This window comes from Nocardioides sp. NPDC047086 (genome assembly GCF_040643685.1).
Lineage (GTDB): Bacteria > Actinomycetota > Actinomycetes > Propionibacteriales > Nocardioidaceae > Nocardioides.
In genome coordinates, this window is the sequence record NZ_JBEYUV010000006.1 from 1 (window position 1) to 22,583 (window position 22,583).

Here is a 22,583-nt window from a genome sequence, read left to right on the forward strand (position 1 = left end):
GATGACCTGGCAGCTGCTGCGTACGGCCACCGAGGACGACGCCCGTGTCGACGCGCTGCAGCTCGATGAGCTGATCCACCTAGGGCCCTGGCGCGGGCCTGTGTGACGGATGCGGCACGACGCTTTGACCAGCGATGCGCGCCCGGGCGGGGATAGGGCATGCACTGTTGGACTCGACGCGAACAACCAGGGATTCGACCAGTTTCGGTTGCATCTCCGCTGTTCGGCACGCGGGAGAGCACAGCGCTATGTGGCTTAGTGCTCATAATCCTTGGGTCGCGGGTTCGAGCCCCGCACGGCCTACCAACGATCGGTGCGCTGGACCTCGTGCATGAGCTCGATCTTGCGGAAGCCGAACTGTCTGTTGATGCGCTGCATCACGTCGTTGGACGGGTCGGTCCAGGTGTGGATGGTGGTGCGCTCGGGGTGGTCGCGCTGGACGGCGGCGAGGGTGGCGACCTTGAGGGCGAGGCCGAGCTTGTTGCCGCGGTGGGCGGTCTTGACGAAGGTGTCGTCCTGGATGGCCTCGTCGCTGCCGTGGGCCAGGAAGATGACCGAGTAGCCGACCAGCTCGCCGGTGAGGATCTCGCGGGCGGCGGCGGTGATGCGGTCGTAGGAGCGGGCGGTGCTCTTCTCGGCCGAGCGGATGCGGTCGGCGGTGTGGGCGACCATGTCCTGCTCGGTCTTGCCCGGCATCTCCTTGCCCATCTGGTTGCGCAGGCCGACGAACTGGGCGAGCAGGTTCTCCGGCGTCCGGTCCTCCCACATCAGGATCTCGTAGCCGAGCACGTTGAAGGGCTTGTGGGGCAGCGGGAGGTCGGCGGCGAGATGGTCCTCGCGGCGTACCGACTTGAAACCGAGCGCCCGGGCGAAGGCCAGGGACGACTTCGGGGGGATGGTCACCTCGGCGGTCGTCAGGGTACGGCCGCTGGTGCGGCGTACGTCATCAGCGGCTCGCCACAGCTCGGTGCCGACCCCGCGCCAGCGGTGCACGGGAAGGACATGGATCCCGAGCTCGACGACGTGGCTGCGCTCCTCCTCGGGAAGATCGAGCTCGGCGATGCCGATCGTCTCGCCCTGTTCCTTCGCGGCGAGGAGGACGCGGCGGCCGTGGTCGTGCGGGGTGCGCACGGAGTTGGCGAGCGCCTCGAAGGTGCGATGCGACGCGTAGGGTCGATCGAAGGCCATCGATGCCGCCTCCACGGCGTACCAAGCCTTCAGAGCGGTGTCATCGTGGACGTCGACGGGGGCGATCACAGACACGGGCTCTATCTAACCGTGTCGGGCAAGGTCGGGGGAAATGAGGTCCCCCAGCAAGCGTTGACACGTCATCTGTTCGGGCCGGAGCCGCCTCAGAGTGGCCCGGGTTCCGTGGAGGGATCTTCGGGATCCGGGTCCGGCGGACCGGGGGTCTTGGTCGGCGTCGGGGTCGGCGTCGGAGTCGGGGTGGGCGTCGGCGTGAGCGTCGGCGTCGGCTCCTGTGTCGGCGACGGCGTCTTGGACGGCTCCGGCGCCTTGGTCGTCGGCTCGGGATCGGGGCTCGGCGGGACGTAGGGCGCATGGCCGGACTCCGGAGCATCCCCGTCGAGCCAGGCCGGCGGCGGGAACTCCTCGTAGTCGAGGCCGTCGGTCAGCGGGCCCATGATCTCGACCCAGGTGTCGGCCGGGTAGTCGGCGCCGAAGAAGGTGTCGAGCCAGCCGTCGAGGGCGCCGCTGCCCTGTCCGCGGCTGTAGGCGACGGCGGTGGAGAGCTGCGGCGTGTAGCCGACGAACCAGGCCGAGGAGACCTCGTCCTTGTCGTTGGTCGCGGTGCCGGTCTTGCCCGCGGCCGGCTGGACCACCGCGCTGGCGGCCTGGCCGGTGCCGCTGGAGACGACCTGCTGGAGGGAGTAGGAGGTGTCGGCGGCGACGTCCTCGTCCATCGCCCGCCTGCTGCTCTCGGTGTCGTCGTGCTCGTAGAGGACGGTGCCGTCGGCGTCGACCACCTTGGAGACGACGAAGACGTCGTTGTGCACCCCACCGTTGGCGATCGTGGCGTAGGAGTTGGCCATGTTGATCGGGCTGACCGTCGAGTTGCCCAGGGTGAGCAGGAAGTTGTCGGGCTGCATGTCGCCGCCCGACTTCACCGGGATGCCCGGGTAGGCGGGGTCGAGGCGGTCACCGCGCGGGATGCCGGAGCGTACGGCCATGTCGTAGACGTCCTTGCTGCCGTTGGGCAGCGAGTCGGACATCTCGACGAAGGCGGTGTTGATCGACTTCTCCATCGCGGTGAGGCTGCTGACGGAGCCATAGCTGTGGCCGTTCGGGTCGGCGGCGCTCTGCCCGGAGTTGCGTACGGGCAGGCCGTTGAAGTCCTTGGGAGAGTTGCCGTCCCAGCTGTCCTTGAGCGAGTAGCCGGCCTTCAGAGCCGCTGCCATCGTGAACGCCTTCATCGTCGACCCGGCCATGGTGGAGCTGCTCGATGCCCAGTTGATCTGGGACTCGAGGTAGTCCTGGCCGCCGTAGAAGCCGCGCAGGGCGCCGGTCTTGACGTCGACGGTGGCCGCGCCCACGTGGAGCTCGTCGGAGACGTCGCCCTCGACGTACGCCTTCTTGTCCTCCGGACGTACGTTCTCGACCGCGTCCTCCGCGGTCTTCATCGTCTTCTTGGTCAGCGTGGTGGTGATCCGGAGTCCGCCGCCGTTGATCTCGTCCTCGGTGACCAGCGGGTTGCCCTGCTCGTCCTTGAGCTTGAGGAGCTCGTCACGGACCAGCTTGAGCGCGTGCCCCTTCTGGCCGCCGTATCGGCTGTCGGAGCGCGGCTTCTTGAACTTCGGCAGCGACGCCTTGGCCTTCTCGCCCTCCTCGGCGCCGACCAGCTCCATCTTGACCATCGAGTTGATGACGTAGCGGTAGCGGCCTTCGAGCTCGGCGACCGACTCCTCGCCGTTGCTCGGGTCGAGGTCGTTGGGGTCGTTGAGGATCGCGGCCAGCGCGGCGGCCTCCTGGAGGGAGAGCTTCGCGGCCGGCTTGTCGAAGTAGGCGTTCGACGCGGCCTCGACGCCGTAGGCGCCGCGGCCGAAGTAGATGGTGTTGAGGTAGCCGGCGAGGATGTCCTCCTTGGACTTCTGCCGGCTGATCTTCAGCGAGATGACCGCTTCCTTCACCTTGCGGGTGTAGGTGCGCTCCTGGGTGAGGTAGAGGTTCTTGACGTACTGCTGGGTGATCGTCGAGGCGCCGGACTGGGTGCCGCCGGTGTTGTTGTTGACCACCGCGCGCAGGATGCCCTTGATGTCGATGCCGCTGTTGGTCCAGAAGGTGCGGTCCTCCGCGGCGACCGCGGCGTCCTTCATCAGCTGCGGGATCTCGTCATAGGGCAGCGAGTCGCGGTCCTGGGAGTCGGCGACATAACGCCCGAGCTCCTCCTCGCCGCCGCGGTAGTAGACGAAGGAGGTCTCCTTCTCGTACGCGGCGTTGGCGTTGGGGATCGGGATGGCGTTGTAGGCCACGATGACACCCAAGGCGCCGATCAGCACCCCCACCAGAACCACGGTGAAGAAGGCCTTCAGGACCTTCCTTCCGCGCTTCTTCTTCGGCTTCGGCGTGGGTGTGTAAGGCGGATTGCCCTGCCAGCTCAAGATGTCCCCTCCCGCGGTCACAAACGTTCCTAGAGTACGGCGGGCGCCCATGCCCGACGCGATCGTCGGCTCCGTGTCCAGGACGTTTCAGCGGGGTCTCAGGTTGCCTGTGAGTTGGCGACGGGCCTCTGATCTGGGCCGGCGATGCCGTGTCTGCCCAGGTCAGAGGCCCGTTGCGGGAACACTCAGACCAAGAAGTAGAAGGTGCTGTAGTGGTCGGGTGTGAAGTAGACGTCACCCGTCGTGGTGTCGACCACGAGTCGGTAGGCCTGGCGCTGCGCACCGCAGGCCCGCGGGGTCACGTCGAACTCGAGGTAGGAGTGGCCCGAGGGCAGCTCGCCCTCGTAGTTGTTGTAGGTGCCGCCGGAGAAGTTGCAGGTGCCGGTCGGCGGCCAGTCGTGCCAGCCACGGTTGGACGGGTAGCCCAGCGAGGCCCACACCTCGTTGGAGTCGAGGGCCTCGGCGCAGCCCTTGTGGGTGCAGCTCTCGACCCAGTCGGCCTGGGCGGCGGGGGCGAGCGCGACGCTGCCCCCGAGCAGGCTGGTGGTAGCGACGAGACCTGCGAGGAGCAGCTTGATCATCGTGAGCACGGAGCGGTTCTTCCCGGACATGAATCCTCCAGTGTGTGCGTTACGGACGGTTGGTAATTCTGCTACCTGACGCGTCCGGATGGGGGCTCCGAAGGTCACGAACCGGTGAACTCTGGGGTGTGAGCTCGTCACTCCCAGCCGCAGTAGCCGGGAAGGAAGTCGTAGAGGGCACGCTTCTGCGCCTTGCTGAGCGGGAGGAAGTAGCTGGCGCCGTCGGGGACGTCGGGGCCGCCCACGTGCACACGGAAGAGGCTGCCGACCTTGTCGTCGGCCAGGGCGTGCGGGTCGCACCGGGCGGGCAGGACCCGCAGCTCGAGCGTGGCCGGCTCGCCCGTCATCGGGTGCGGGGCCGATCGCGGCCAGGTGGGTGTCTCGGAGGCGAGCTGGAAGAGCACCGTGCCCTCCCAGCCGTCGAAGGTGACGTCCGGGAGGGCCTCGGTCGGGGTGAAGGTGACCGGGAGGACCAAGACGCTCTGCCTGCCCGCGCCCTCGACCCGGGGCTCGCCCACGGTGACGTCGGCGGCGTCGGTCAGGGTGCGCTCGGCGCAGTCGCGGTCGAGGAGACGGTCGATGTTGGCGTACCTGTCCTCGGCGGTGCCGGTGCTGGTGCGCCACTCCCCCGCCTCGTCCTCCGCCTCGCCGTTCTCACGCCAGGTGATGGTCAGGTCGGCGTCGCCGCCCTCGCCGCACCTGCCGCGGGGCATGTCGAAGTCGAAGTCCATCTCCGGCTCGACCGGTTCCGAGCCCGTCCAACGGGCCCGGAACCGGTCGCTGCTCACCTCGAGGCGCGAGACCTCGATCGAGGAGCCGGTGTCGTTGACGAGGCGTACGAACGCCTCACCGGTGTTGCGCTGGAGCCGGGTCTGGTCGACGTAGGCCGTCAGCCCGTCGGGCCAGGCCGTCTCCTGCGGCTCGCTGCTGCCGCAAGCGGCCGGCAGCGACCCGATCAGGAGACCCGCGGCCAGCGCGGCGAATCGGCGCACTGCCGCAGGCTAGCGGAGTCGGCACCTGCTCACGCTCCCTTCTTGAAGGTCCACTGACCGGAGCCGATCCGGTAGGAGGTGATGCCGTTCTCGGTGCCGAGACGCTCCGGGGCGGTCCGGCCGGGGCCGGTGGCCAGGTAGGAGCCTGCGGGGAGGCGTACGACCGCGGTGACGTTGACCGGGACGGTGGCGCGGAGGGCGACGGCGCCGGAGTCGGTGCGGGTCCAGTCGGAGGCGACGCGGCCACGCTGGGTGACCACGGACCCCTTGGCGTGGGTCAGGCCGGTTGCCGGGACGCTCAGCTCGACCTCGGCGGCGCCCGGGGCGGTGGTGCGGATGCCGAGCACCGACTCGGTGACGTCGACGATGCCGCGCGAGCCCCAGCCGTGGGAGGCGCTGTTGGCCGAGCCGCTCAGCTCCCAGGCCTCGGGAGTGAAGGTGCCGCCGTCGGCGAGCCAGCCGGCCCAGCCGTAGTCGTCCTCGTCGGTCAGCAGGTCGAGGACGCCTGCGCCGGCCCCGGCGTCGGCGAGGGCCTCGAGCAGCACATGGGCGGTCATCGGGCCCTGCTTCATCCCCATGGCCGCGATCTGCTCACCGAGCGCGGCGACGTCCTGCTCCGGGGCGACGCCGAAGGCGATGGCGTACGACGTCGCGTGCTGGCCCGCGTGGGCGGACTGGCTGCCGTCGGCGAGCAGGCCGTCGACGTAGGTCCCGTCGGCCTTGCGCAGCGTCTGGTTCATCCGCGTCGCGAGGGCGTCGGCATCCGAGCGGAGGGCGGCGACCTCGGTCTCGGGGCGGTCCAGCTCCTCGCCGACCAGCGCGACCTTGCGGAGCACGTCCACGCCGAGCGCGTTGACCGTGGTCCTGGCGGCGGTGGTCATGTCGTAGCCGAAGCGGCCGTGGGCGGGCCAGTCGACGATGCCGTACAGGTACTGGCCGGAGCCGCCGGACAGGTTGGCGACCAGGCCCTGGGTGGGACCGCTGGTGGCGATGTGGCGGCGGATGTAGCCGGCGGTGGCGGTCAGGTTGTCGTAGGCGTCCTCGAGGACGGCCTTGTCGCCGGTCTCGAGGTAGTAGCGCCAGATCCAGTCGGGGACGACCTCGGTGAAGTCGGGGATGTCCCGCTTGCCGTCACCGTTGGGGTAGACCGCGTTGTAGCGGCCCGCGTCGTTGCCGGTGGTCCAGTAGCGCTCCTGACTGAGCAGGAACTCGCGGATCGCCTGGCGGGACGCGACCCGCTCACGCTGGGAGGACATCAGACCGATCGAGATGTTGGCGGTGTCGTGCAGGAACTGGCCCTGCTCGCGCGTCGGGGTGTCGACGAAGGTCTCCTGGACCGAGTAGCGCAGCGAGCGGTCCATCAGGTCCCAGACGTCGTCGAGGGTGGCATCCGAGCTCTCGAACGTGGCGGCCCCGTCCTCGTCATAGGCTGTGTGGACGACCGTCGCGGTCACGTCCTCGGCGGTGATCTCCTCCCCCGCGCCCGGGACCTCGAGGTAGCGGAAGCCCAGGTGGCCGACGGCGAGGTAGTCCTGTGCGCCCGCAGCCTGGGTGTAGGGGAAGGACATGTTGGTGCTCTGCGTCGAGAGGCCCGTGGTCGAGACCCGGCCGGTGTCGGCGAGCTCGTAGCCGGCCCGGATCGGGACTTGGCGTCCGGCGACTCCGTCCTCGAAGTGCACGCCGGGTCGGGCCGGGATGATCCTGCCGAAGTCGGCGACGGGGGTGCCGTCAGCGGCTCGCAGGATGCGCTCGGGGTGCACGAGCGTCTCCTCGAGCCGGGTCTGCTGGCCCTCGAGGTGGGTGAACGGCGCCACCGGATGCTGTCCGACGACCACCGCGTCGGACCATGCCGCGTCGTCGTAGCCTCGCGCGGTCCAGTCGCCGATCGCCTGGGCGGCCTGGCCGTCGAGGTGCTCGATCCACAGGCCCTCGCCGTTGCGGGTGCCGACGGTGACGTACGGGCCGCGGCGGACCTTCCAGGAGCCGTCGGTGACGATCGTGGCCGTCTCACCGTCGGCGTAGGTGAGCTCGAGCTTCAGGAGTACGCCGGGGATGCCCGCGGCGCGGCCCTGACCACCGCTGAACCAGTGCAGCTTGACGCCGAGGGCGAGGGTCTCGCCGGGCGTGACCAGATCGGTGACGTCCGCGGCCTGGTAGTAGCCCTCGCTCGGGTAGCCGAAGTTGCTCATCCGGTCGGCCTGCTCCCCGCCCAGATAGAGCTCGGCGGTGTGGCTGGCGGCCAGGTAGCTGCGGGCGCGGACGATCCTGCCCTCCGGGACCTCGACCTCCGTGCGGGCCAGGGTCCACTCGTCGCGTTCCTGGGCGGGGTTGTCGGCGGTGCCGGGTGGTCGCCGGATCCAGCTGGCGCCAGCCCAGTCGGTGTCGTCGAGACCGGTCTCGAACGCCGCGTCGGCCGACCAGCGTGACGGTTGTTTGCGACGATCCCAGGTCTTGACGCGCCAGGTGTAGCTGCTGCCGGGCGCGAGAGTCTCGCCGGCGTAGTCGACGTAGGACTGCTGTGCGGAGGACACCTTGTCGGAGTCCCAGACGATGTCACCGGCGGCGTCGCGTACCTCGATCTTGAAGGCGCTCTGCACCTCGTTGGCGTCGCGGTCCCGGGGCAGCCAGCCGAACCGTGGGGTCAGGTCGGTGTTGAGCGGGTGGCTGACGTCGTCGACGGTCAGGCCGACGGGCCGGTCGGGCGCCGTGTTGCCTGCGGCCGCCCCCGATGGGGAGACGGCGGCCGAGAGGCTGGTGGCGACGAGGGCACTGGTGACGATCGCGGCCAGACGGAGCTTCATGGGGTCCTCCGAGCGAGTTGATACGTTTCTGCGGCCGGGTCCGGCCACAGCCTTCAGGTTCAGCAGACGGCGCGAAGACGTTCGAGCTCCGGGCTCTGGCCGGGGCTCGTGCTGAGTACGTGGCAGCCGGAGGGCACGCCCTGGATCGCCAGGTAGTCGCCCTCCCGGGTCGCGGGCACGGGGCGCCCGTCGAGGAACACGCGGTCTCCGGACGTGGACGGCACGAGGACCTCGGCCCGGGAGTTGCCCGGGACGCTCACACCGACGTCGGTGCCGCGCGCGGTCGTGGCGTACGCCGCACCGATGCGGCCGCGCAGAGTGGGGAGCGTGACGTGCGCCCACGGGACGCCGTCGGGCTGCGGCCGGACGCGGAACTCCTCGTAGCCGGGCACCAGCGGCTCGATGCCGAACATGCCTTGAGGCACGTTGTAGGCCGGCGACGCCGCCCAGGGGTGCGACCACGTCATGTTGGGCTTCAGCGAGGTGTCCCAGGCCTCGGCGGTCGCGCCGGCCCCCTTCGCGATCATGTTGAGCCAGCTGCGAAGCCCCGTGCTCGTCAGCAGCTGGTGCGCGACGTCTCCGCGGTCACCGTCGTAGAGGGCCTCGAGGACGAAGGCGGCACAGTAGACGCTGCAGGCCATGCCACGGGTGCCGAGGTAGTCCGCGGCGCGCTGCGCGACCTCGCCCTCGGCGAGCCCGAACGCGGTGGCGAAGACGCTGGCCTGGACCGCCCAGTGCTGGATCGGGGTGCCGTCGGCCTCGAGACCGTCGCGGAAGGCGCCCTTGGCCGAGTCCCACAACTTGTCGTTGGCCGCGGTCCGGAGCCGGTCGGCGATGGCGGTGTACGTCGCCGCGTCCTCGTCGCGCCCCAGCGCCGTCGCGATCTCCGCCATGTCGCGGAACGACCGGTGCCCGATCGCGTTGATGACCGTGTTGTAGGGGCGGAAGACGTAGCCATCGCGCTCCGAGGCCGGCCAGTCGACGATGTCGCAGTCGGTGCACGAGCTGGAGCCGTTGGAGCCGGTGTTCTTCCGGATGAGACCCGTGGACGGCTCCACCCACTCCAGGGGCAGCTTGTCCTGCAGCGCCGCGTAGTTGCGCGCCAGCGCGTCCGTGTCACCGGTCTGCTGCCAGGAGTCGTGGAAGGCCAAGATCGTGTACATCGGCCACTCCGTCGGCCACGTGCGTCCGGTGAGCAGGTACTCCAGCGAGTAGTTGCCCAGCGTGGGGTCGCTGGAGACGAAGAAGTTGGCCATCATCTGCAGGTAGCTGTCGGCCTCGTAGGCGTCACGCTCCCGGGTCCAGGAGTCGACGTAGAGGTTGTGGTTGGTGGCCTCGATCGTGTTGCGCGACAACGCCCACACGCTGTTGAGCCCGTCGTCGGCCGAGTCGAAGACCGCCTCGTCGGTGTCGAAGGGGTAGATCTGGGCGAGGGCGGGAAATTCCTCGACCCCCAGCCCTGTCGGCGCACCGATGACCTCCGCGTAGCGGAAGACCCGCATGCCCCACGTCTCCAGGTGCTGCTGCCCCTCGCGCAACGTCCACCTGTCCTGGTAGGTGTTGCCGGTGCGCATGGCGTAGCGCACCGTCTGGGGCGCGGACAGCTCTTCGCCGAACCGGAGGTCGAGCACCTGTCCCGCGGTGCCGTCGACGTCCAGGGAGAGACCACCGATCCAGGTACGTCCGTAGTCGATGAAGTAGTGGCCGGGCGCCTTCTCCACCACGCCGACCGGCTTCCTCAGCCGCTGCTCCACCTTCGCCGTGGGGGCGGCGCGGAGGTCGTCGAAGGCCGGGCGTACGGCGGCATCGCGCCAGGCCGAGTCGTCGAAGCCCGGCTCGGCGAAGCCCTCCGGCCACTCGGCCGACTGCAGGTTCTCCTTCGGTGCCGTGAAGTAGCCGGTCCCGACGCTACCCGCGGCCGGGAAGACCTTGGCGCCGGCGAGGGCCCGCCACCGGGGACCGCTCACGACCACGTCACGGGTGCCGTCGGCGTACTCCACGACGAGCCGGCCGAGGAAGCGCCGGTCGCTGCTCGTCCAGCCGAGCACGCCGATCGCGTTGTCGGCTCCTGGTCGCAGCGCGGCGGTCACGTCGAAGCCGTCGTAGCGGGCCTCGCCGCGGATCGGCTGGGTCGGGCCGAGACCGACGAACCGGCCGTTGAGCCATGCCTTGTAGACGTACTGCCGGCCCGGTGCGGTCGAGGATGCGGTCGCGTAGAGGGTGGCGACCGCGATCGGCTTGTCGGGCAGGGTGAACTCGTGCCGGAGGAAGGCCCAGTCCTGCGACTCGACGCCGTAGACGCAGTTGGCGTTGGTGCCGACCTCGAGCCAACCGCCGGTCACGGTGCCGCAGGCGAAGTCGTTGGCGTCCGAGAAGTCGGTGGCGTACAGGACCTCGCCGGAGGACGAGGTGACGGTCAGGTCGTCCCACGCGTTGCGCTCGGAGCCGCCCGTACGGAAGCCGACCGTGCCGGCGGCGAAGTCAGTGAGGGTGCGGGTGTCGACGAGGGTGTCGTCGAGCCAGGTGCGAATCGTCGATCCTTCCGCCTGGATACGCAGCCGGTAGGACGTCCCGCGGACGAGCGGCTCGGGCAGCGGCACCGAGTCCAGCTGGGTGAAGGTGCCGCCGACGCGCTTGTGGGGAGCGAAGGTGTTCACCCCGTCGCCGCGGAACTGCCACATGTAGTAGTTGTTCGTGTCCTGGGCGCGGAAGGCGATGGTGGCGTTCTGGGAGGTGATCCGGAAGGTGGTGTCGATGGTGACGTCGCCCCAGCTGGTCGCACGTCCGGGTGCGAGCCAGATGGGCTGGGCCTGGCCCCACTCCTGACCAGGACCGGTGGTGAAGGTGGACGCCTTCGACCAGTCGGAGCCCTTACCGCGCCCGTCCCAGGTGCGTACGCGCCACCGGTAGCTCTGCTCCGGCTCGAGCCTCGGACCGGCGTAGGGCACGTTGGTGCTCGCCGAGGACGTGACCCGACCGGAGTCCCAGACGCCGGCGGCACCGATGCCCTCGCTGACCCGGGCGACCTGCACGCGGTAGGCGCTCTGCTCGGCGAAGGGGACCCGCCAGGCCAGCAGCGGCGAGCCGAGGTCCTCCACGTCGCGCGGCGAGGGGAGCTGCGAGACGGTGAGGTGGGTGGCTGCCGCACCGTCGACGGCAACGGCCGGGACCGGTGCCGAGACGGCGAGGACGCTGATGACGATCGCGGCCAGGCGGAGCTTCATGGGGTCCTCCGAAGCGTGATTTGATACGTTTCACTGCCACCCAGAGACTATGACGCCCGTCACATGCACGGGAAGGGTCGTGGCCGGATCCGGTCACGGATTGGCGGCGACCACCATGACGTGGAGGGTGCGAGGGCCGTGGACGCCTTCTACGCGGTCGAGTTCGATGTCGCTGGTGGCCGAGGGGCCGCTGATCCAGGTCTGGGGGCGGGCGGGGTCCAGGACGCCGAAGGCGTCGGGGACGTCGGCGACCACCTGGTCCTCGCGGACGATGCAGATGTGGGTGTCGGGGACGAGCGAGATGGCTCGGCGGCCCTGGTCGGGGGCGTGGTCGAGGACGATCGTGCCGGTCTCGGCGATGCCGACCCGAGCCTCGGTGACGACCGCTGCGATCCGGTCCATCTCCGCGGCGGTGAGGGTGCCGTCGTCGACGATGGCGTCGGGGACGTGGACCGACAGGCCCGGTGGGACGACCACCTGGCCGGCGGGGAGCGCGGCGGCGACGCGGTCCTGGAGCTCCGCGGCTGCGCAGCGCTCGACCACGGCACGGTAGTCGGCCACGCGCTCGGCGAAGAGGTCCACGACCTCGGGGGTGGCGACGGGCGCGAGGTCCCGGGGCACGGACGGCGGGGCGGGTTCGACCGCCGAGCCGGCCAGTGCCTCGCGGACCCGGGCGAGGATCTCGGTACGTGCGTCGGTCATGCGTCGTCCTTCCGTCCGCCGTTCGTCCGTTGCCACCAGGCCCGGAAGCTCTCCCCCGGCGCGTCGGGCAGGTCGCGGGCTCCGGTCCAGGCCGTGGGTCCGAAGCGGCGCCCGAACCGCATCCCGAGACCCGTGAGGCGCTCGAGGGCCGAGAGGCGGCGCGAGCGCCCCAGGACGTACGCCGCGCCCTTCATCGCCGCGGCCTCCGGCTTCGGTACCCCACCTCGGTGGGCGTCGACCACCTGAGCACGCTGGTCGACCAGGACGGAGGGGATGTCGATGCGTACCGGACAGACCTCGAAGCAGGCACCGCACAGCGAGGAGGCATAGGGCAGCGAGTCGATCTGGTCGTCGTGCCCGACACCCTTCAGCAGCGGGTTGAGGATGGCGCCGATCGGGCCCGGGTAGACCGAGCCGTACGCATGGCCGCCGGTGCGCTCGTAGACCGGGCACACATTGAGGCAGGCCGAGCAGCGGATGCAGCGCAGCGCCTGCCGGCCGACCTCGTCGGCCAGAGCGCGGGTGCGGCCGTTGTCGAGCAGCACCACGTGGACCTCCTGCGGGCCGTCGCCCGGGGTCACGCCGGACCACACCGAGGTGTAGGGGTTCATCCGCTCGCCGGTCGAAGACCTCGGCAGGAGCCGGAGCATCGGGTCGAGGTCCTCCCAGCGGGAGACGACCTTCTCGATGCCGACGACCGAGACGAGCACCTCGGGCAGGGTCAGGCACATCCGGCCGTTGCCCTCCGACTCCACCACGACCAAGGTGCCGGTCTCGGCGACCGCGAAGTTGGCACCCGAGACACCGACCTTGGCGCGCAGGAACTTCTCACGCAGGTGCGCGCGGGCCGCGGCGGCGAGCACGGCCGGTTCGTCGGTGAGATCCTCAGGCGCCGGGCGGCCCGCGGCCGCCATCTTCGACCGGAAGATCTCGCGGATCTCGGCCCGGTTGCGGTGGATGGCCGGCACCAGGATGTGGCTCGGCAGGTCGTCGCCGAGCTGCACGATCAGCTCCGCCAGGTCGGTCTCCCAGGCCGCGATGCCCTCCTCGGCGAGCGCCTCGTTGAGCCCGATCTCCTGGGTCACCATCGACTTGACCTTGACGACTTCCTCGGCCGAGTGCGCTTTGGCGATCGAAGCGACGATCGCGTTGGCCTCGGCGGCGTCACGGGCCCAGTGGACGGTCGCGCCGTTGGCGGTGAGGGTCTCCTCGAGGCGTACGAGCTGGCTGTCGAGGTCGAGCAGCGCACGCTCCTTGACCGCGGCGCCGGCCAGGCGCAGCTCCTCCCAGTCGGGGATCTCGGCGACGACCTTCGCCCGCTTGGCGCGGATCGTGCTGGTCGCATGGGCGAGGTTGTGGCGCAGCTGGGAGTCGGCGAGGGCCTCGCGCGCGGCGGTCGGGAACGCCGGCATGCCGACGAAGGTGCCGCTCATCGGGCCACCTCCGTAGCGCAAGCGCCAGAATACGGACGCGGCCCGATGACTGATCGGATATTCGCTCGCTGGCGCTCGCTCATCGGAGCGTCCCTTCGATCGAGCGCGCCTCGGTCGAGGCGAGGATCTCGGCGAGATGGACCGTGCGTACGCCCGAGCGCTGGCGGGAGAGCACGCCGCCGATGTGGGTCAGGCAGGAGTTGTCGCCGGCGACCACGATCTCGGCGCCGGTCTCGCGGATGTGGCGGGCCTTGTCGGCGCCCATCGCGACCGAGGTGTCGGCGTTCTTGACCGCGAAGGTGCCGCCGAAGCCGCAGCACTGGTCGGCACCCGGGAGGTCCACGAGACGAATTCCGCGAACCGCCTCCAGCAGCCGCCGCGGCCGGTCGCCCACCCCCAGCATCCGCAGCGAGTGGCAGGTGGGGTGGTAGGTCACCCGGTGCGGATAGTAGGCACCGACGTCGGTCACGCCGAGCACGTCGACGAGGAACTCGGAGAGCTCGTAGACCTTCGGGGCCACCTCGGCGACGGCCCGCTCCAGGGCCGCGTCGCCGGAGCGGCGGGCCACGATGGAGTGCTGATGTCGTGCCGATCCCGCGCACGACCCCGACGGCGTGACAACGGCGTCGTAGCCGGCGAAGGCGTCCACGAACGTACGCACCACCGGGACCGCCTCGTCCAGATAGCCGGTGTTGACCATCGGCTGCCCGCAGCACGTCTGCGCCTGTGGGAAGTCGACCTCGACCCCCAGCCTGCGCAGGAGGCGTACGACGGCCTTTCCTGTGCTCGGGTAGAGCGCGTCGTTGATGCACGTGACCATCAGCGCGACTCGCATCCGGCTGCCTCCTTCGTCTGTGGTGCTTCCATCAAATCAGTTCTCAGATGAGTCCGGTGCGTACAGCCTGCACGACCGCCTCCACGCTCGTCCCCGCTCCCAGCGAATCCGCGGCCGCCCGGAGACGGCGCCGCACGGTGCGCTCTGAGATGCCGAGCGCACGCGCGATCCGCTCGATCGTGTAGCCCCGCGCGAACAACGCCAGCACCTCCACCTCGTCCGCGGGAAGATCGGTCGAAGGGGAAGGACGTACGCCGCCCGAGGCCGCCACGGTTCACTCCTGTCTCAGCATGACGCTGATCGTTCGAAGGGCCGACAGATGGGGTCGTGACCGAGAACCACGCTCACCCGGCCACCACCTTCTCGACGTAGGGCACCAGGCGCACCGGCCCGGCGAGCCCGTAGCTCTGCCTGGTCGCCACGCCGTAGACCGACGGGGTGACGGTGCGCAGCCGGTTGAGCAGCGTCGAGGCCACCTCGATCTCGATCGTGTTGGCGCCGGGGACCAGGGCGTGACCCAGGTCGACGACCGGGTCCATCGGGTCGCACGGCGCCAGCAGCTCACCGTTGACGCGCACCCGGAAGGTGTCGTTGACCTCGCCGAGCTCCAGGTGGGCACCGTCCTGCTCGGTCCAGTCGGCGCCGAGGTCGATGCTGGTGCGGTAGCGGCCGATGCCGGAGACGTCCTCGAGGCCGGCGACCTTCGACCAGGACTGCGGCGAGGCGAGATCGCTGGTGACGACCTCCTTCGTCGTGGCGAGGTCCTCGGGGTCGGCGGGGTTCGCCGGCTTCCAGTCCTCGAGCGCGAGGGACCAGGACTGCGGCGTCACCGGCTCGCGGACCCGGTCGACGGCGACGTTCACCGTCCGGCCGTCGGCCTTGGTGAGCTCGAAGCTGCCGGCGGTCGTCGTCCGCAACGCGACGTTGGCGCCCCGCGCCACCACGGCCTGGCCAGCGGTGGCGACGGGGAGAACAGAGCGGGCCACGCCCGCGCCCGGGGCCGCGAGAGCGACCACGGTGGACTGCCCGGGAACCAGGTCGACCCGCACCCGGACCCGGTCGCCGGCACGCTCGTAGCCGGCGATCCGGACGACCTGGCCCGTCCACGCGTCCAGCAGCCACGGCACCGCGGCGCGGTCGGTGGCGGTCAGCCAGACGTCCTGCTGCACCGGGTTGAGCCGCCGGTTCTCGGCGTGCCGGGCGTTGGCGAGGTAGTAGAGGTCGACCTTGCCGGTGACGCGTCGCACGTGCATCAGCGTGGAGTCGGCATGCTCGACGTCGCGTACGACACCGAGCGCGGCCAGCGCGTTGCCGACCTCGGCCTCCGGGACGGTGCGGGTGGTCGGGAGGGCTCCGATCTGGGCCATCAGCGAGCGGACCTCAGCGGTGGCCGCCTCGTCGTCGCGCCCGGCGACGGTGACCTGGGACCAGTCGCCGATGAGCACGATCGGCAGGCCCTTGCGGCCGAGCGCGAGCAGCCGCTTCGCGCCGGCGATCTCCATCGTGAACGCGTTGCTGCGCAACGAGTCGGGACCGACGACGACGGCCTTGTAGGCCGGACCGTCAGGTGCCAGGCGGCCCTTCGCGACGTCGACGCCGTCGAGCGCGAGGAGCGAGGCGCTGACGAAGGAGTGCGACCAGCCGAGCTTGGTGCCGTTGTTGGTGATCCACTGCGGGCCGATGCCGGTCGAGGCCCAGCCCTTGTGCCGCCAGAACGCGACGTCGTACTTCGGGGCGCCGGTCTGCAGCACCAGCTGGGTGCGGGCGAGGTAGGCGGCGATGCCGGGGATGTGCTGCCACTGCGGGGTGCGCGGTCCCCAGGCCTCCCCGAAGCCGATCGCGTTGTTGTAGTACGGCGAGAAGGCCGCGAAGCCGGGCCAGGTGACGTCGGGCGCCTTCGCGTAGGGGAAGCCGTGGATCATCAGCTGGTTCACGCCGGCGACGAAGATGCTGTTGATCGTGAACAGCGCCTGGTTCTGGGCGGTCGGGCTGGCGCTGTTGGCGCCCCAGGTCGTGTTGTAGGCCGCGCCGTTGTAGCAGATCGCCTCGCAGGAGAGGACCTTGTGACCGGCGAGGTCGCGGCCGGCGGCCATCACCCGGTAGTCGTCGAGGTTCTTGAACCCCAAGGACTCGGTCTCCGGTACGTCGACCACGGCCGCGTGCTGCATGGTGTCGGTCTCGAGGCCATAGGGCTGGATCCGGATGCCCATGCCGAGCGTCTTCGCGAACTCCTGCATCGGGCGCAGGTGGTGGTCGCGGTAGAGGTCGGAGAGCACGATGTTGTAGTCGTCGCGGATCTCGTTGGTGCGCAGGTTGTCGGCGGTGGCGGGGTCGGCGGCCGCGAGCGAGAACTGGTACTTCTCGTCCTTCTCGAGCACGAACGGCAGCCACGGCCGCAGGTCGTAGCCGTGTCTCGCCTCGAACTCGTCGAGGAGGTCTCGCGTCCAGATCGTCGCGTCGGTCTCGATCTCGAGGGAGTCCTCGAAGAGGTAGCCGCCCGCGGCCCGCAGCAGCGTACGCAGCTCGCCGTCGAGCACCCGGTCCCGCCACAGGTCGATGACCTTCTGGGCGCCACGACTGCTGAAGTGGTCGACCACGTAGGCGCGCGGCGAGGTGTGCGGGCCGGCCTCGGGCTCCTGTCCCGAGCCCCGGCGCCAGGTGGAAAGCAGGACCCACGTGGCGCCGGCCGGCTCGGCCGGCGCGGTCCAGGTGAGGTGCTCGCCCTCGACGCTCGCGCTGAGGTCGAGGTAGGAGGCCGGGTCGAGGATCGTGCTGGTGATGTTGTTGTTGTTGCGGTCGCGTACGTAGCCGGTCACGCGGTGAGCCTGCACGGTCACCAGCTCCGCGCGGGTCACCGACGATGCCGCCTCCACGACGGGCTCGGGGAGCGCGGCGTCGTAGGACGCCCCGGCGCCGACCAGCGCCTGTCCGTGCACGAGCTCGGTGCAGGCCGCGTCGTCGTCGGGGGTGATCGTCGGGACCGCGGCCGGCCAGGAGGGGCCGACCGTCAGGTCCACCCGTACGTCCCGCTTCGCCGCCCGCGCGAGCGCGGCCTTGACGCCGGCCACCCACGGCGCGGTCCCCCACCCGTGGGTCGCGACGTCGATGTCGATGTCGCGGGCACGCAGGCTGTGCGTGACATCGGCGACCTCCAGCACGCCGAAGCCGGCGTCGGCGACCTGGTCGACCTCACGCGCGATCTCGACCGGGTCGACCAGGCCGTGCGGCCACCACCAGCGGAAGCCGGCAGCGGTGGCGGTTCCGGGCTTGCGGAACGCCTTGACGAAGGCGTCCGGGAGGCCGGCGCTGCCGGGTGCGGCCCCGGCGGGGGTCGTGGCGGCGGTCGTGGTGACGCCGACGGCAGCGGTGCCGAGGCTGACGGCCGCGGTGCCGAAGAGCGCGCGGCGGCTGAGCCGGGCGTGGGAGAGGAAGTCGGTCATGGGGGTGCCTTCGGGGAGCAGGGTCAGGAGATGCGGGCCTCGGCGGCGGCCCAGTCGAGGCCGTCGCGCGGCTCGAAGCGGCGTACGTCGTAGGAACGGCGGACCAGGTCCCGCATCGCGGGGAGGTCAGGCAGGTCGGCCCCGAGAGCCCTGCCCTGGACCAGGACGTTGCCGAGTGCGGCCGCCTCGACCGGGCCGGCGAGAACCGGTAGGCCGCAGGCGTCCGCGGTGAGCTGGCAGAGCAGCTCGTTCTGGGAGCCGCCGCCGACGACGTGGACCACCTCGGGAGAGGTGCCCGCGAGGGCGGCCGCGGTGCGGACGTGACGTCGGTAGGCGACAGCGAGGCTGTCGAGGATGCAGCGGGTGATCGCGGCCGGCGAGTGCGGGATCGCCTCGGACTCCGCGGCCAGCGCGGCGATCCGCTCCGGCATCGGGTCCGCCGAGGTGCTCGGGAAGAGCAGTCGCGGGTCGTTGATGTCGACCACCGTACGCAGCGGCTCGAGCTCCGCCGCGGCCGCGAGCAGCGAGCGCAGCTCGGCGCCCTGGTAGCGCCGCTCGCTCCACGAGCGCAGCGACTCGGACAGGACCCACAGGCCCATCACGTTCTTGAGGAACCGGATGGTGCCGTCGACGCCCACCTCGTTGGTGAAGTCGGCCAGCCGGGCCTCCTCGGTCAGCACCGGCCGGTCGAGCTCGAGGCCGACCAGCGACCAGGTGCCCGAGGAGATGTAGGCGAAGTCGCCGACCTCTGCCGGGACACCGACGACCGCCGAGGCGGTGTCGTGCGAGCCCACCGCGACCACCGGTACGTCGGTGGTGACGCCCAGCTCGTCGGCGACCTCGGGCAGCAGCGTGCCGAGGAGAGAGCCCGGGTCCCGAAGGGGCGGGAGGACCCCCTCGGGGATCCCGAGCTCCCGGCACAGGTCGACCGCCCAGGCTCCCCGACGTACGTCGTAGAGCTGGGTGGTCGAGGCGTTGGTGCGCTCCGCGCCGATCGCACCGGTGAGCCAGTAGCCGAGCAGGTCCGGCAACAGCAGCATCGTCTCGGCGGCGTCGAGCGCGGTGGTGCCGCGGGCCGCGACGAGCTGGTAGATCGTGTTGAACGGGAGCTGCTGGATGCCGGTGGTGCCGTAGAGCGTGGCCGCCCCGACCTGGGCGACGACCTTCTCGGCGACCCCCTCGACCCGGGCGTCACGGTGGCTGAAGACCTGGCCGAGGAGCTGGCCGTCGTGGTCCAGCAGCCCGTGGTCGATAGCCCAGGAATCGATGCCGATGCCGTGCAGCGGTCCGGTCCGGGCCACCTCGCGGATGCCGGTGAGCACCTCGCGATGGATGCCGAGCACGTCCCAGAAGAGCGAGCCGCGGACGCGTACGGCCCCGTTGGGGAAGCGGTGCCTCTGGTCGATCTCGACCCGGTCGCCACCGATCCGGCCGGACATGACCCGGCCGGAGGTGGCGCCCAGGTCGACCGCCGCGACCCTGAGGTGTGGACTCATCGCAAGAACGCTGCGGCGACGCCGGCGTCGACGGGCACGTGCAGACCGGTGGTGTGGGACAGGTCGGGACCGCAGAGCACGAAGACGGCGTTGGCGATGTTCTCCGGGAGCACCTCGCGCTTGAGCAGGGTGCGCTGGGCGTAGAACTTGCCGAGCTCCTCCTCCTTGACCCCGTAGACCTCCGCGCGCTTGGCGCCCCAGCCACCGGCGAAGATGCCGGAGCCCTGGACCACGCCGTCGGGGTTGATGCCGTTGACCTTGATGCCGTGCTCACCGAGCTCGGCGGCCAGGAGGCGTACCTGATGGGCCTGGTCGGCCTTCGCCGCGCCGTAGGCGACGTTGTTGGGCCCGGCGAAGAGCGAGTTCTTCGAGGAGATGTAGACGATGTCGCCGCCCATCTCCTGCTCGATCAGCACCTTGGCGGCAGCCTTGGAGACCAGGAACGAGCCCTTGGCCATCACGTCGTGCTGGAGGTCCCAGTCGCGCTCGGTGGTCTCCAGCAGCGACTTCGACAGCGACAGGCCGGCGTTGTTGACGACCAGGTCGACACCGCCGAAGGCGAGCACCGCGGCGTCGAACATCGCCTGCACCGCGGCCTCGTCCGAGACGTCGGCGGCGAGGCCCACGGCCACGTCGCTGTTGCCGATCTCGGCCGCAGCCGCCTCTGCCTTGGCGGGGTCGAGGTCGGCGATCACGACGCAGGCGCCCTCGGCCGCGAGCCGCTTCGCGGTGGCCTTGCCGATGCCGGAGGCGGCGCCGGTGACCAGGGCGACCCTGGTCGCGAGCGGCTTGGGGGCGGGCATCCGCTGGAGCTTGGCCTCCTCGAGCGCCCAGTACTCGATCCGGAACTTCTCCGACTCGTCGATCGGGGCGTACGTCGAAAGTCCCTCGGCACCGCGCATCACGTTGATCGCGTTGAGGTAGAACTCCCCCGCGACCCGTGCCGTCTGCTTGTTGCGGCCGAAGGAGAACATGCCGACGCCGGGAACCAGGACGATGAGCGGGTCCTTGCCGCGGATGGCCGGGCTGGTCGCGTCGGCGTGGCGGTCGTAGTAGCCCTGATAGTCCTCGCGGTAGCCGACCGCGAGCTCCTTGAGGCGGGCAATGCTGTCCTCGACGGAGGCCGTGGCCGGGAAGTCGAGGACCAGCGGCTTGACCTTGGTGCGCAGGAAGTGGTCGGGGCAGGAGGTGCCGAGCTCGGCCAGGCGGGGGTGGGCCTCGTGGGCCAGGAAGTCGAGAACCACCTGCGAGTCGTCGAAGTGGCCGACCATCGGCTGGTCCGCCGAGGCGATGCCCCGGATCGTGGGGGCGAGAGCGGCTGCCTTCGTACGCCGCTCCTCCTCGGGCAGCGGGCCGTAGCCCTCGAGCGCGGGACCGAACGGCTCCGCCTTGCTGTGCTCGGCGATGTAGGCGGCGGCGGTGTCGATGATCCAGAGCGAGTTCTTCTCGGCCTCTTCGGACGTGTCGCCCCAGGCGGTGATGCCGTGGCCACCGAGGATGCAGCCGATCGCCTGCGGGTTCTTCGCCTTGATCTCGGCGATGTCGAGGCCGAGCTGGAAGCCGGGACGGCGCCACGGCACCCAGACGACCTGGTCGCCGAAGATCTCCTCGGTGAGCTTCTCGCCGTCGGCGGCGGTCGCGATCGCGATGCCGGAGTCGGGGTGGAGGTGGTCGACGTGAGCCGCGTCGACGAGGCCGTGCATCGCGGTGTCGATCGAGGGCGCCGCACCACCCTTGCCGTGCAGGCAGTAGTCGAAGGCGGCGACCATCTCGTCCTCGCGCTCGACGCCCGGGTAGACGTCGACCAGCGCACGCATCCGGTCGAGCCGGAGCACGGCGAGGCCACTCTCCTTCAGGGTGCCGAGGTCACCGCCGGAGCCCTTCACCCAGAGCAGCTCGACGTCCTGCCCGGTCACCGGGTCGATCGCGGTGCCCTTGGCGGAGGTGTTGCCGCCGGCGTAGTTGGTGTTCTTCGGATCCGCGCCGAGACGGTTCGAGCGCGCGATCAGTTCTTCTGCAGTCGTCATTGCTTCCCTTGTTTCTTGGTGTGGGGTCGCGTGGGGCCCGGGCGCTGTTCGTCTAGGTACGCAGCCGAGCAGTCACTTCCCACGCGGAGTTCCGCATGGGAAGTGACGGCTGGTCTGCGTACCTTGACGAACATTCAGCTCCAGCCCGCCTGGGTGCCGCCGACACGGGCGGACTCGATCTGTTCCTGGTAGCCGCTGGCGAGATAGGCGCGCATCGGGTCCGCGGGCAGACCACGGTCCTCACGCCACCCGGCGAGGTCGGCGCGTACGTCGGTGTAGAAGGCGTCCATGAAGATCTCGTTGGCCAGGAGTACGTCGCCGTCCTCCTGCGCCCGGGCGAGAGCATCGGTGTCGAGGAGGAGCGCCCGCGCGGACATCTCCTGGACGTTGAGCACGGACCGGATCTGGCCGGGGATCTTCTTCTCGATGTTGTGGCACTGGTCGAGCATGAAGGCGACGCCACCTTCCTTCACCGGCTTGAAGCCGCCGCCGCGGACCACCTCGACGAGGATCCGGAAGAGCTGGAACGGGTCGGCCGCGCCGACGATCAGGTCGTCGTCGGCGTAGAAGCGGCTGTTGAAGTCGAAGGAGCCGAGCTTGCCCAGCCGCAGCAGCTGCATCACGATGAACTCGATGTTGGTGCCGGGGGCGTGGTGGCCGGTGTCGAGACAGACGACGGCCCGCTCTCCGAGCGCGTTGACCTGGGCGAACGAGGTGCCCCAGTCGGGCACGTCGGTGTGGTAGAACGCCGGCTCGAAGAACTTGTACTCCAGCACCAGGCGCTGCTCCTCACCGAGGCGCTCGTAGATGGTGGCCAGCGACTCGGCGAGCCGGTCCTGGCGGCCGCGCATGTCGGCCTGGCCCGGGTAGTTGGAGCCCTCGGCGAGCCAGATCTTCAGGTCGCGCGAGCCGGTCGCGTTCATCACCTCGATGCACTCGAAGTGGTGGTCGATGGCCTTCTGCCGGATCTTGGCGTCGGTGTGGGTGAGCGCGCCGAGCTTGTAGTCGTCGTCCTGGAACGTGTTGGAGTTGATCGTGCCGAGCGCGATCCCCTGGTCCTCGGCGTAGCGGCGCAGGGCCGCGTAGTCCTCGACCCTGTCCCACGGGATGTGCAGCGCGACGCTCGGCGCCAGGCCGGTGAAGCGGTGGACGGTGGCCGCGTCGGCGATCTTCTCCTCGGGGGTGCGCGGTGTGCCGGGGGTGCCGAAGACCTTGAACCGAGTCCCCGAGTTTCCGTAGGCCCACGAGGGGACCTCGATCTCGAGGGCGGCCAGGTCGCCCGAGATCTGGTCGAACGTCGTCATCGGAGAGCCTCTCTGTGTGCGGTTGAAAGGTTTCAAAGCGCGCGTCCGACGTTAGTGGCGCACGTCACTTGCGTCAAGAGGAGGCGGGGTTTCGTTGCGTTTCAGTTCTGGGCCGGCCGCCGCCGAGTCGG

Annotated in this window: 14 protein-coding genes; all 14 read right to left on the minus strand. The window is 70.2% G+C overall.

The window, feature by feature from the left end; translation table 11 throughout:
• Positions 1 to 300: 300 nt before the first annotated feature.
• A complete protein-coding gene (locus ABZ796_RS06440) occupies positions 301 to 1,263 on the minus strand; it encodes a GNAT family N-acetyltransferase (RefSeq protein ID WP_357335517.1) in 963 nt (320 codons plus the stop codon).
• Between the two features lie 89 nt (positions 1,264 to 1,352).
• Entirely contained in the window at positions 1,353 to 3,638 is a 2,286-nt protein-coding gene (locus ABZ796_RS06445; RefSeq protein ID WP_357335519.1) for a transglycosylase domain-containing protein, read from the minus strand.
• Between the two features lie 164 nt (positions 3,639 to 3,802).
• On the minus strand, positions 3,803 to 4,228 hold the full coding sequence (locus tag ABZ796_RS06450) for a ribonuclease domain-containing protein (protein ID WP_357335521.1): 426 nt from the start codon (positions 4,226 to 4,228) through the stop codon (positions 3,803 to 3,805).
• A 107-nt stretch (positions 4,229 to 4,335) separates the two neighbouring features.
• Complete coding sequence (locus ABZ796_RS06455; protein WP_357335523.1) at positions 4,336 to 5,190, minus strand: hypothetical protein; 855 nt, start codon at positions 5,188 to 5,190, stop codon at positions 4,336 to 4,338.
• A gap of 29 nt (positions 5,191 to 5,219) precedes the next feature.
• Complete coding sequence (locus ABZ796_RS06460) at positions 5,220 to 7,991, minus strand: family 78 glycoside hydrolase catalytic domain (RefSeq protein ID WP_357335524.1); 2,772 nt, start codon at positions 7,989 to 7,991, stop codon at positions 5,220 to 5,222.
• Positions 7,992 to 8,050: 59 nt separating this feature from the next.
• Positions 8,051 to 11,215: a family 78 glycoside hydrolase catalytic domain gene (locus ABZ796_RS06465; protein ID WP_357335526.1), complete on the minus strand. Its 3,165-nt coding sequence runs from the start codon at positions 11,213 to 11,215 to the stop codon at positions 8,051 to 8,053.
• Between the two features lie 93 nt (positions 11,216 to 11,308).
• Positions 11,309 to 11,917, minus strand: a complete 609-nt coding sequence (locus tag ABZ796_RS06470; protein ID WP_357335528.1) for a lactate utilization protein C — start codon at positions 11,915 to 11,917, stop codon at positions 11,309 to 11,311.
• Positions 11,914 to 13,350 carry a lactate utilization protein B gene (locus ABZ796_RS06475; RefSeq protein WP_357335529.1) on the minus strand — a complete coding sequence of 479 codons (1,437 nt, stop codon included), beginning with the start codon at positions 13,348 to 13,350 and terminating at the stop codon, positions 11,914 to 11,916. Before ABZ796_RS06475 ends, ABZ796_RS06470 begins: the two co-directional genes overlap by 4 nt.
• A 79-nt stretch (positions 13,351 to 13,429) precedes the next feature.
• The gene (locus tag ABZ796_RS06480; RefSeq protein ID WP_357335531.1) at positions 13,430 to 14,185 is read right to left on the minus strand and encodes a (Fe-S)-binding protein; all 756 of its coding nucleotides are present in this window, start codon (positions 14,183 to 14,185) and stop codon (positions 13,430 to 13,432) included.
• Between the two features lie 43 nt (positions 14,186 to 14,228).
• The gene (locus ABZ796_RS06485) at positions 14,229 to 14,456 is read right to left on the minus strand and encodes a helix-turn-helix domain-containing protein (protein ID WP_357335532.1); all 228 of its coding nucleotides are present in this window, start codon (positions 14,454 to 14,456) and stop codon (positions 14,229 to 14,231) included.
• A gap of 73 nt (positions 14,457 to 14,529) precedes the next feature.
• Positions 14,530 to 17,625, minus strand: a complete 3,096-nt coding sequence (locus ABZ796_RS06490; RefSeq protein WP_357335534.1) for a glycosyl hydrolase — start codon at positions 17,623 to 17,625, stop codon at positions 14,530 to 14,532.
• Positions 17,626 to 17,648: 23 nt separating this feature from the next.
• Entirely contained in the window at positions 17,649 to 19,121 is a 1,473-nt protein-coding gene (locus ABZ796_RS06495; RefSeq protein WP_357335536.1) for a rhamnulokinase family protein, read from the minus strand.
• Positions 19,118 to 21,148 carry a bifunctional aldolase/short-chain dehydrogenase gene (locus tag ABZ796_RS06500; RefSeq protein WP_357335537.1) on the minus strand — a complete coding sequence of 677 codons (2,031 nt, stop codon included), beginning with the start codon at positions 21,146 to 21,148 and terminating at the stop codon, positions 19,118 to 19,120. The genes ABZ796_RS06495 and ABZ796_RS06500 overlap by 4 nt, the downstream gene beginning before the upstream one ends.
• Before the next feature lie 134 nt (positions 21,149 to 21,282).
• Positions 21,283 to 22,452 carry an L-rhamnose isomerase gene (rhaI, locus tag ABZ796_RS06505; protein WP_357335539.1) on the minus strand — a complete coding sequence of 390 codons (1,170 nt, stop codon included), beginning with the start codon at positions 22,450 to 22,452 and terminating at the stop codon, positions 21,283 to 21,285.
• Positions 22,453 to 22,583: the final 131 nt, after the last annotated feature.

Bases quoted from the DNA above. Each gene is read 5' to 3' on its own strand.
- ABZ796_RS06450 (WP_357335521.1), bottom strand. From the start codon at position 4,228: ATGTCCGGGAAGAACCGCTCCGTGCTCACGATGATCAAGCTGCTCCTC.
- ABZ796_RS06460 (WP_357335524.1), bottom strand. From the start codon at position 7,991: ATGAAGCTCCGTCTGGCCGCGATCGTCACCAGTGCCCTCGTCGCCACC.
- ABZ796_RS06465 (WP_357335526.1), bottom strand. From the start codon at position 11,215: ATGAAGCTCCGCCTGGCCGCGATCGTCATCAGCGTCCTCGCCGTCTCG.
- ABZ796_RS06470 (WP_357335528.1), bottom strand. From the start codon at position 11,917: ATGACCGACGCACGTACCGAGATCCTCGCCCGGGTCCGCGAGGCACTG.
- ABZ796_RS06475 (WP_357335529.1), bottom strand. From the start codon at position 13,350: ATGAGCGGCACCTTCGTCGGCATGCCGGCGTTCCCGACCGCCGCGCGC.
- ABZ796_RS06480 (WP_357335531.1), bottom strand. From the start codon at position 14,185: ATGCGAGTCGCGCTGATGGTCACGTGCATCAACGACGCGCTCTACCCG.
- ABZ796_RS06490 (WP_357335534.1), bottom strand. From the start codon at position 17,625: ATGACCGACTTCCTCTCCCACGCCCGGCTCAGCCGCCGCGCGCTCTTC.
- ABZ796_RS06495 (WP_357335536.1), bottom strand. From the start codon at position 19,121: ATGAGTCCACACCTCAGGGTCGCGGCGGTCGACCTGGGCGCCACCTCC.
- ABZ796_RS06500 (WP_357335537.1), bottom strand. From the start codon at position 21,148: ATGACGACTGCAGAAGAACTGATCGCGCGCTCGAACCGTCTCGGCGCG.
- rhaI (WP_357335539.1), bottom strand. From the start codon at position 22,452: ATGACGACGTTCGACCAGATCTCGGGCGACCTGGCCGCCCTCGAGATC.